The organism is Sphingomonas sp. CCH9-E2 (assembly GCF_001557215.1).
In the GTDB taxonomy this organism is placed as follows: Bacteria; Pseudomonadota; Alphaproteobacteria; order Sphingomonadales; family Sphingomonadaceae; genus Sphingomonas.
Window position 1 is genome coordinate 1 of record NZ_LSJM01000212.1, and the last position, 8493, is coordinate 8493.

The 8493-nt window shown below is 68.3% G+C and carries 10 protein-coding genes; 9 read left to right on the forward strand and 1 reads right to left on the reverse strand.

From position 1 onward, the window contains the following. The 6 genes from ribD to AX681_RS10055 all read left to right on the forward strand — a co-directional run. Positions 1-782 (forward strand): bifunctional diaminohydroxyphosphoribosylaminopyrimidine deaminase/5-amino-6-(5-phosphoribosylamino)uracil reductase RibD (gene ribD, locus AX681_RS10030; protein WP_066682177.1); only part of this gene is annotated, 782 nt, incomplete at its 5' end. Positions 783-785: 3 nt separating this feature from the next. Then, positions 786-1394 (forward strand): riboflavin synthase, encoded by a 609-nt coding sequence (locus AX681_RS10035; RefSeq protein ID WP_066660251.1) that lies wholly within the window; start codon positions 786-788, stop codon positions 1392-1394. Then, positions 1381-2520 carry a 3,4-dihydroxy-2-butanone-4-phosphate synthase gene (ribB, locus tag AX681_RS10040; protein ID WP_066660254.1) on the forward strand — a complete coding sequence of 380 codons (1140 nt, stop codon included), beginning with the start codon at positions 1381-1383 and terminating at the stop codon, positions 2518-2520. The genes AX681_RS10035 and ribB overlap by 14 nt, the downstream gene beginning before the upstream one ends. Beyond that, the gene (ribH, locus tag AX681_RS10045; protein ID WP_066660257.1) at positions 2520-2936 is read left to right on the forward strand and encodes a 6,7-dimethyl-8-ribityllumazine synthase; all 417 of its coding nucleotides are present in this window, start codon (positions 2520-2522) and stop codon (positions 2934-2936) included. The genes ribB and ribH overlap by 1 nt, the downstream gene beginning before the upstream one ends. Next, complete coding sequence (locus tag AX681_RS10050; protein ID WP_066660260.1) at positions 2936-3478, forward strand: GNAT family N-acetyltransferase; 543 nt, start codon at positions 2936-2938, stop codon at positions 3476-3478. Before ribH ends, AX681_RS10050 begins: the two co-directional genes overlap by 1 nt. Then, positions 3451-3921, forward strand: a complete 471-nt coding sequence (locus tag AX681_RS10055) for a hypothetical protein (protein WP_066660265.1) — start codon at positions 3451-3453, stop codon at positions 3919-3921. The genes AX681_RS10050 and AX681_RS10055 overlap by 28 nt, the downstream gene beginning before the upstream one ends. 16 nt (positions 3922-3937) lie before the next feature. Here the strand turns inward: AX681_RS10055 and AX681_RS10060 are convergent, their stop codons facing one another. Beyond that, on the reverse strand, positions 3938-5026 hold the full coding sequence (locus AX681_RS10060; RefSeq protein ID WP_066660267.1) for an alkene reductase: 1089 nt from the start codon (positions 5024-5026) through the stop codon (positions 3938-3940). Between the two features lie 52 nt (positions 5027-5078). On the opposite strand from AX681_RS10060, the gene AX681_RS10065 reads away from it, so the two are divergent. The 3 genes from AX681_RS10065 to AX681_RS10075 all read left to right on the forward strand — a co-directional run. Further along, positions 5079-6014, forward strand: a complete 936-nt coding sequence (locus AX681_RS10065) for a DMT family transporter (RefSeq protein WP_066660270.1) — start codon at positions 5079-5081, stop codon at positions 6012-6014. A gap of 2 nt (positions 6015-6016) precedes the next feature. After that, positions 6017-6676 carry a COQ9 family protein gene (locus tag AX681_RS10070; protein WP_066660273.1) on the forward strand — a complete coding sequence of 220 codons (660 nt, stop codon included), beginning with the start codon at positions 6017-6019 and terminating at the stop codon, positions 6674-6676. Continuing rightward, positions 6673-8493 (forward strand): helicase (locus AX681_RS10075; protein WP_066682181.1); only part of this gene is annotated, 1821 nt, incomplete at its 3' end. The genes AX681_RS10070 and AX681_RS10075, both read left to right, overlap by 4 nt.

Sequence of the window (8493 nt, forward strand, 5' to 3'; positions counted from 1 at the left end):
AAGCCGCACGCGGCGCCACCGCCTATGTCACGCTCGAGCCGTGCGCGCATGAATCGGCGCGTGGTCCCGCCTGTGCCGCCTCGCTGATCGCCGCCGGCGTGGCGCAGGTCGTCATTGCCCTGCGTGATCCTGATCCGCGCACTGACGGACGCGGCATCGCCCGACTCGAAGCGGCCGGAATCGCCGTGACGATGGGCATCCGCGCCGATGAAGCCGCGCGCAGCATGGCCGGCTTCCTCACCCGGCTCGCGCACGGCCGCCCGGCGGTGACGCTCAAGCTCGCCACTTCGCTCGACGGCTGCATCGCCCTTGCAAATGGAGAGAGCCGCTGGATCACCGGCTCCCGCGCCCGCGCCCACGCCCATCTCGAACGCGCCCGGCATGAGGCGATTCTGGTCGGCCGCGGCACCTTCGACATCGACACACCGAAGCTCGACGTACGGCTCGCGGGACTGGAAGATCGCAGCCCGCACCGCGTCCTCCTCTCTGCAAGTGACGCACCCGGCTGGGCCCGCATCGCGACACCCGAAGCCATCGTCGATCTCGACGGCGTCGATCACCTGCTGGTCGAGGGCGGTGCACAGACCGCCGCCGCCTTCCTCCGCGCCGATCTCGTCGACCGCCTGCTGCTGTACCGCGCGCCGATCCTGCTCGGCGGCAAGCCCGGCCTTTCCGAGCTTGGCCTCGCCACCCTCGATCCCGCGCATGGCCGCTGGAACCTGCACGATGCGCGAATGCTTGGCAGCGACCGGCTCGAGGTCTACGAGCGCGCCAGAGGATAGGATATGTTCACCGGAATCATCACCGATGTCGGCGCGATCGAAGCGATCGAGAATCGCGGCGACCTGCGCGCGCGCATCACCACTGCCTATGACATGGCGACGGTCGATTTGGGCGCGTCGATCGCCTGCTCGGGCGTGTGCCTGACCGTGGTCGACAAGGGCCCGGGCTGGTTCGCGGTCGATGTCAGCCACGAAACCGTCTCGCGCACCGCTGCGCAGTGGCAGGCGGGCCAGCGCCTCAACCTCGAACGCGCGCTCAAGGTCGGCGACGAGCTCGGCGGCCATATCGTCACCGGCCATGTCGACGGCGTCGGGACGGTGCTCGGCATCTGCCCCGAGGGCGACTCGCAGCGCGTCGGCTTTGCCGTGCCCGCCAGCCTCGCCCCGTTCATCGCTGCCAAGGGATCGATCACCATCGACGGCGTGTCGCTCACGGTGAACGAAGTGACCGACCAACCCGACGGCACCGCGCATTTCGCGATCAACCTGATCCCCCATACCCAGGCGGTCACCACGCTCGGCGCGCTCGCCCCGGGTCAGGCAGTCAATCTCGAGATCGACGTGCTCGCACGCTATCTGCAACGTATGGAGGCCGTCCGTGGCCAACGCTGAACTTTCCCGCCTGCCCCACGCATTCCTCTCCACGCCCGAAGAGATCATCGACGAGGCGCGCAATGGCCGAATGTTCATCCTGGTCGATGACGAGGATCGCGAGAATGAGGGCGATCTGGTCATCCCCGGCCAGATGGCGACCCCCGACGCGGTCAACTTCATGGCCAAACATGGTCGCGGCCTGATCTGCCTCGCCATCACCCAGGCGCGCGCCGACCAGCTCGGCCTGGAGCCGATGTCACGCCGCAACGGCACCAGCATGGGCACCGCCTTCACCGTTTCCATCGAGGCGAAGGAAGGCGTGACGACCGGGATTTCCGCCGCCGATCGCGCGCGCACCATCGCCGTCGCGACCGATTCGACCAAGAGCGCCGCCGACATCGTCTCGCCCGGCCATGTCTTCCCGCTCGTCGCGCGCGAAGGCGGGGTGCTGGTCCGCGCCGGCCATACCGAGGCGGCGGTCGACGTCTCGCGTCTCGCCGGTCTCAGCCCCTCGGGCGTGATCTGTGAGATCATGAAGGACGATGGCACGATGGCGCGGATGGACGACCTCGTCGCCTTCGCCCAGCTGCACAATCTCAAGATCGGCACGATCCGCGACCTGATCGCCTATCGCCGCCGCTACGACCATCTGGTCGAGCGCCGGGCGGAGTCGGTCTTCACCAGCCGCTGGGGTGGCGACTGGCGCACCATCGCCTTCTGGAACAAGGCGACCGGCACCGAACAGCTCGCACTGGTCAAGGGCCGCGTGACCCCAGACAAGCCGACCCTTGTCCGCATGCACGCATTGTCGCCCTTCGCCGATGTGTTCGGCGAGGCGGGCGACCGCGGCCTGATGCTCCAGCGCTCGATGGAAATCATCGGCGAAGAGGGCGCGGGTGTGGTGGTCGTGATCAATAAGCCACGCGCCGACGCCTTCACCATGGCGGTCGAGCGCAAGGCGGGGAAACGCACCGAAGTCGAGATGGAGGAGTTGCGCGACTATGGCGTCGGCGCGATGATCCTCAACGAACTGGGGGTCGAGGAAATGGTGCTGCTCACCAACACCCATCACACTTTGGTCGGCCTCGACGGCTATGGCCTGCGCATCGTCGGTGAGCGCGCAATCGATCTGAAAGGCGCATAATGGCCAATATCCTGATCGTCGAAGCCCGCTTCTACGACCATCTCAACGACATGCTCCTCGCCGGTGCCCGCGCCGCGATCGAGGCGGCGGGTCACAGCCACGAGACGGTCACCGTCCCCGGCGCGCTCGAAGTGCCCGGTGCGATCGTGCTGGCCGAAGAGACGCAGCGCTACGACGGCTATGTCGCGCTCGGCGTGGTGATCCGCGGCGAGACCTATCATTTCGAGATCGTCTCGAACGAAAGCGCGCGCGGCATCATGGCGCTGACCATGGACGGCATCCCGATCGGCAACGGTATCCTGACGACCGAGGATGAGGCACAGGCGATCCGCCGCGCGGATCCGGCCCAACTGAACAAGGGTGGCGGCGCCGCCGAAGCGGCGCTCGCGATGCTGGCGTTGAAGCAGCGGCTGTAATGGCCCACCCGATCCTTTTCACCGAGCGGCTGATCCTGCGCCGTCCGGCGGCGGAGGATCTGGATGGCTGGGCCGCCTTCTCGGCAGACCCCGTGGCGACCGAACATCTCGGCGGTCCGGTCGAGCGCAGCGTCGCCTGGCGGCAGCTGTGCACCATGGCCGGCGCGTGGGAGATCAACGGCTTCGCGATGTTCTCGGTCATCGAGCGCGCGACCGGCAAATGGGTCGGTCGCCTCGGCCCGTGGATGCCCGATGGCTGGCCCGGCACCGAGGTCGGCTGGGGCGTTGCCGCCGAGTTCGCGGGGCGCGGCTATGCCTATGAAGGCGCGGTCGCGGCGATGGACTATGCCGTCGATGTGCTCGGCTGGGACGAGGTGATCCACACGATCGCGCCCGAAAACACCCGCTCGATCCGCCTCGCCCAGCGGCTCGGCTCGACCAACCTGCGCCCGGTCCAGCTTCCGGCCCCCTATGCCGAGGTCAAGGTCGACGCCTGGGGGCAGAGCGCGGCGCAATGGCGCGCGGGACGCGCGGCGCGGTGACCGAAATCCCGCCCAGCCGCTACAAGGTGGTCGAACGCGACCGCCGGCTCGTGGTGATCGATACGCTGACCGGCAAGCCGACCAGCACACCCGGCCCGGTTGCACCCGCGACTCGGCCCGAGCAGCGTTCCCCTGCCGAACGCCCGGTCACCGAAGACGAGCCGCGCCAGATCGACGATCGCAGCGGCGCGCAGATCCTGACGACCTCCCCGCTCTATGACCTCAAGGCTCCGCGCAGGATCGTGATGGGCGACCGTTTCAACGAGAAGATTGGCGCAGCGATCGGCGGCTGGCTGATCGCCCTGTTCTTCGCCTTCACCATCGCTTTCCTGATCTTCCCCTGGCTGATCGTCGTGCCGTTCGTGCTCGCCCTCCAGCCCAAGATCCGCGCGGCGCTCCGCCAATGGATCACCGCGCGGCTAGACGAGGTAGAGCGGGGCTAAAGAACGCCCAACTCCGTTACGCCTCCTGACGCGCAAGCGCCGGATAATCGATATACCCCTCCGGCCCCTGGCTATACCACGTCGCCATGTTGCCCTCGTTGAGCGGCGCGCCAGTGCGCAGCCGTTCGGGCAGGTCGGGATTGGAGATGAAGGTGCGGCCAAAGCTCACGGCATCGGCCACCCCGCTGTCGAGCACTGCCTGCGCCGCTTCGCGCGTTACATAGTCGGAGTTCACCACCAGCGGGCGGTCGAATACGGTGCGGATCGCCGGGCTGAGCTTGGGCACATCGGTGCGGCCGAACGTCCCCTCCGGCCCCGGCTCGCGCAGTTCCAGGAAGGCGATGCCGAGTTCGGACAGGCGCTTGGCAGCCGGCAGGAACAGCGCATGCGGATCGCTGTCATCGACCCCCTGGCTCTCGCCATTGGGCGAAAGCCGCACTGCGGTGCGATCGGCACCCGCCACCGCGACCACGCGCTCGGCGACTTCGCTGAGCAGGCGGATGCGATTGTCGACTGACCCGCCATAGGCATCGTTGCGATGATTCGCGCCATCGCGCAGGAACTGGTCGATCAGATAGCCATTGGCGGCGTGGATCTGCACGCCGTCGAACCCGGCATTGAGCGCATGTTCGGTCGCGCGGGCATAATCCTCGATGATGCCGGGAATCTCCGCAAGATCGAGCGCGCGCGCCTGCTCCGATGGCTGCCGCCCTTCATAGGTGTGGAAATGCCCCTTGGTCTGGGTGGCCGAGGACGACACCGGCTGCTCGCCCGTCACCGCGCTGTGCACCTGTCGGCCCATGTGCCACAGCTGCGCGACGATGCGCCCGCCTGCGGCATGCACTGCTTCGGTCACCGGCTTCCATCCTTCGGCCTGCGCCTGCGTCCACAGCCCCGGCGCGAACGGCCAGCCCAGTCCCTGACGGCTGATCCCGGTCGCCTCGGAAATGATCAGACCCGCCGATGCGCGCTGCGCATAATATTCGGCCATGATCGCGGTCGGCACACCGTCGCGTCCCGCACGACCACGCGTCAGCGGCGCCATCAGCACGCGATTGGGCGCTTCGATGGCACCAAGGCGGATCGGATCGAACAGGTCGGACATGCGGGTCTCCAAATCAGTTGCGTTGCACAAGAGTTAGGGCGCTAAGGGCGACATGCACGACTCCAGCCCGCCAAGAAAAGTTGCATCCGTAACAAGCAGCGCTGCGTTGCCCTTCGCCGCGCTGCTGCTGGGCAATCTCGCGCTCGCCTTCGGGCCGTGGTTCGTCCGCGCCGCCGATGTGGGGCCGGTGGCGGCGGGGTTCTGGCGGCTGACGCTCGGCGTCCCGTTCCTGTTCGCGATCATCCTGATGAGCCGCGGCAATGCGGTTCAGGGGACGCGCGGCCTGTGGGGCGTGTTGCTGCTGTCGGGAATCGCCTTTGCCGCCGATCTCGCCTCCTGGCATGTCGGCATCCTGCACACGACGCTCGCCAATTCGACGCTGTTCGGCAATTCGGCGACGCTGATGTACCCGATTTGGGGGTTCTTCATCGCCCGCGCCTGGCCGACGCGGCAACAGGGTCTTGCGCTCCTGCTCGCCGCGATCGGCGCCGGACTGTTGCTGGGTCGCTCCTATGAATTGTCGCCCCAGAACCTGTTCGGCGACCTGCTCTGCCTCCTCGCCGGAGCGCTCTATACCGTCTATTTCATCCTGATGGCCCGCGCGCGCGAAGCCATGGCACCCTTGCCCGCGCTCGCCTGGTCCAGCCTGTTCGGGACGCTCCCGATGCTGCTCTTCGCCTGGGCGCTGGGGGAGCGCATCTGGCCCGAAAACTGGACCGTGCTGGTCGGCCTCGCGCTCGCCAGTCAGGTCATCGGGCAGGGGCTGATGATCTATGCGCTCGGCCATCTCTCGCCGCTCGTCGTCGGAATCGCGCTACTGACCCAGCCGGTGGTCGCCGGAACGGTGGGCTGGATCGTCTATGACGAGCGGCTGGGCGTGCCGGATTTCCTGGGCGCCACGCTGGTCGCGGTCGCGCTTGTCCTCGTCCGACGCGGCAAAAGCCCTCCGGGACAGGTTGCGTCGAACGAGGCAGAGGTTAAAACGTGAACATGACCGATGTTGCCGACATGACGCTGGACGAGCTGCGCGAAGCGCTTTCGCCGCACCTCGCGCCCAATGCTGCCTTTGACGGCTGGAGCGCGGCGGCGGTCACCGCTGCGGCCGATGCGATCGGCGCGGACCACGACATCGCCCGCCTCGCCATTCCGGCCAAGGCGGTCGAGATGATCGACCTGTGGTTCGCCCATGTCGACCGGGAGATGGCACAGCGTCTTCCGCCCGAAACGCTGGCCGCGATGAAGATCCGCGCCCGCATCACCGCGCTCGTCGAAACCCGGCTCGACATCCTCGCGCCCGATCGCGAAGCGTTGCGCCGCGCGGTCGCGATCCTTGCCATGCCCCAGAATGCGGCGCGCGCGACCCGCCTGGGCTGGCGCTCGGCCGATGCGATGTGGCGGCTCGCGGGCGACACCGCCACCGACTATAACCATTATACCAAGCGCGCGATGCTGGCGGGCATCTATGCCGCAACCATTGCAGTGTTCCTCAACGACGACAGCGAGGGTCAGGCAGAAACCCGCGCCTTTCTGTCGCGGCGGATCGAGAACATCATGCAGTTCGAAAAGGCCAAGGCAAAGCTGGCCGCGCGATCCGACCACCGATTCAGCATGTCGCGCTTCATCGGCCGCCTGCGCTACAACGCACGGTGAACCCGCTTCCCTATCCGGCACTTCATGCCAGCCATGGCGGCATCTGGATTGCGACGGCGGAGGGGACACGCAGCATCGGACGCGGCGAAGCCGTGCGCATCGCCGCCGATACGCCGGTCATTCTGCTCAACGCGCCGCTGACGGCGCAGCGGCTCGGCTATCCCGACCTGTCGGGACTCGACCTGCTCGAGCTGTTCGCCTTTCTCCGCCCCGCGCGCTTCATGGTGCCAACCCCGCGCGGCGTGGCGCGCGCACTGGGTATCGCCGAGCCAGCCGATGATGCGGCAGTTGCCCCGTTCCTGCGCGACGCTGCCGAAGCGATGCTGGCGATCGCGCAGACCGACTGGCCGGAACGCGAGGGTGCATGGCACGCCGCCCAGTCACTCGCCAAATTGCGCTGGAGCTGGGGGCCGGCGGTGTCGCAGCGGCTGACCCGCCCTGAACAGGCCGAACGGTGGCTATTCTCGCGCCTGCCCGAATGGAGCGAGGGCGCGCCGCGCACGCCGCCGCGCACTGTCGCGCTCGATCCCGACGCGGTGCGTGAGCGGCTGGCTGCGCTGACCGGATCGGGCGCCGAGGTGCGCGCGGGCCAGCGGCTCTACGCCGATGCGGCGGCTAGTGCCTTTGCGCCGCGCACGATGCGCGATTCGCCCAATCTGGTGCTGGCCGAAGCGGGAACCGGCATCGGCAAGACGCTCGGCTATCTCGCGCCCGCATCGCTCTGGGCCGAGCAGGCCGATGGCGTGGTGTGGATTTCGACCTTTACCAAGGCGCTGCAACGCCAGCTGGGCCATGAAGGCGAGCGGCTGTTCGCTGACCCCGAAGAGCGCAAGCGCCGCATCGTCACGCGCAAGGGCCGCGAAAACTATCTCTGTCTGCTCAATTTGGAGGACGCGCTGCAGGGCGGGTTCGCCGGGCGCGCCGCAGTGCTGGCGCAGCTGGTCGCGCGCTGGGCCGCCTATACCGCCGATGGCGACATGGTCGGCGGCGATCTGCCCGGCTGGTTGCCAGTGCTATTCCGGCGCAACGGATCCACCGCGCTGACCGACCGGCGCGGCGAGTGCGTCTATGCCGGCTGCCCGCACTACCGCAAGTGCTTCATCGAGCGCGCCGCGCGGGCCAGCGCCGACGCCGACATCGTCATCGCCAATCACGCGCTGGTGATGGTCAACGCCGCGCGCGGGCGCGAAGCCGCCACCCGCCCCACGCGCTATGTCTTCGACGAAGGCCATCACATTTTCGACGCGGCCGACGCGATGTTCGGCGTCGCCCTGTCGGGGCAGGAAACGATCGAGCTGCGGCGCTGGATCACCGGGCCCGAAAGCGGATCGCGCGGGCGGCGCCGTGGGCTGGCCGCCCGCCTCTCCGATGTCGCGAGCTATGACGATGCCGGCGCACGCGCGATCAGCGAAGCGGTGGACGCCGCGCGCGCGCTGCCCTCGGACGGCTGGCTCCAGCGTCTGGCCGAGGGCCAGCCCTTCGGGGCGATCGAGCACCTCCTCGCCGCGGTGCGCGGCCTGGTCTATGCCCGCGACACCGACGGGTCGGGCGAAGCCGGCTATGGCATCGAGACCGAACTGGCCGAGCCCGACGCCCAGCTGATCGACGCGATTCAGCCCGCCGCCGCCGCGCTCGAATCGCTGCTGCGCCCGATGATGGCGCTCGGACGACGGCTGGAGGCGGTGCTCGATGAGGCCCCCGACTGGATGGACGGTCAGGCGCGCGCGCGGATCGAGGGGGCGATCGCCTCGCTCGGCTGGCGGGCCGAAACCGTCGCCGCCTGGCTGTCGCTCGTCGCCCGCATCGGCGGTCCCGCC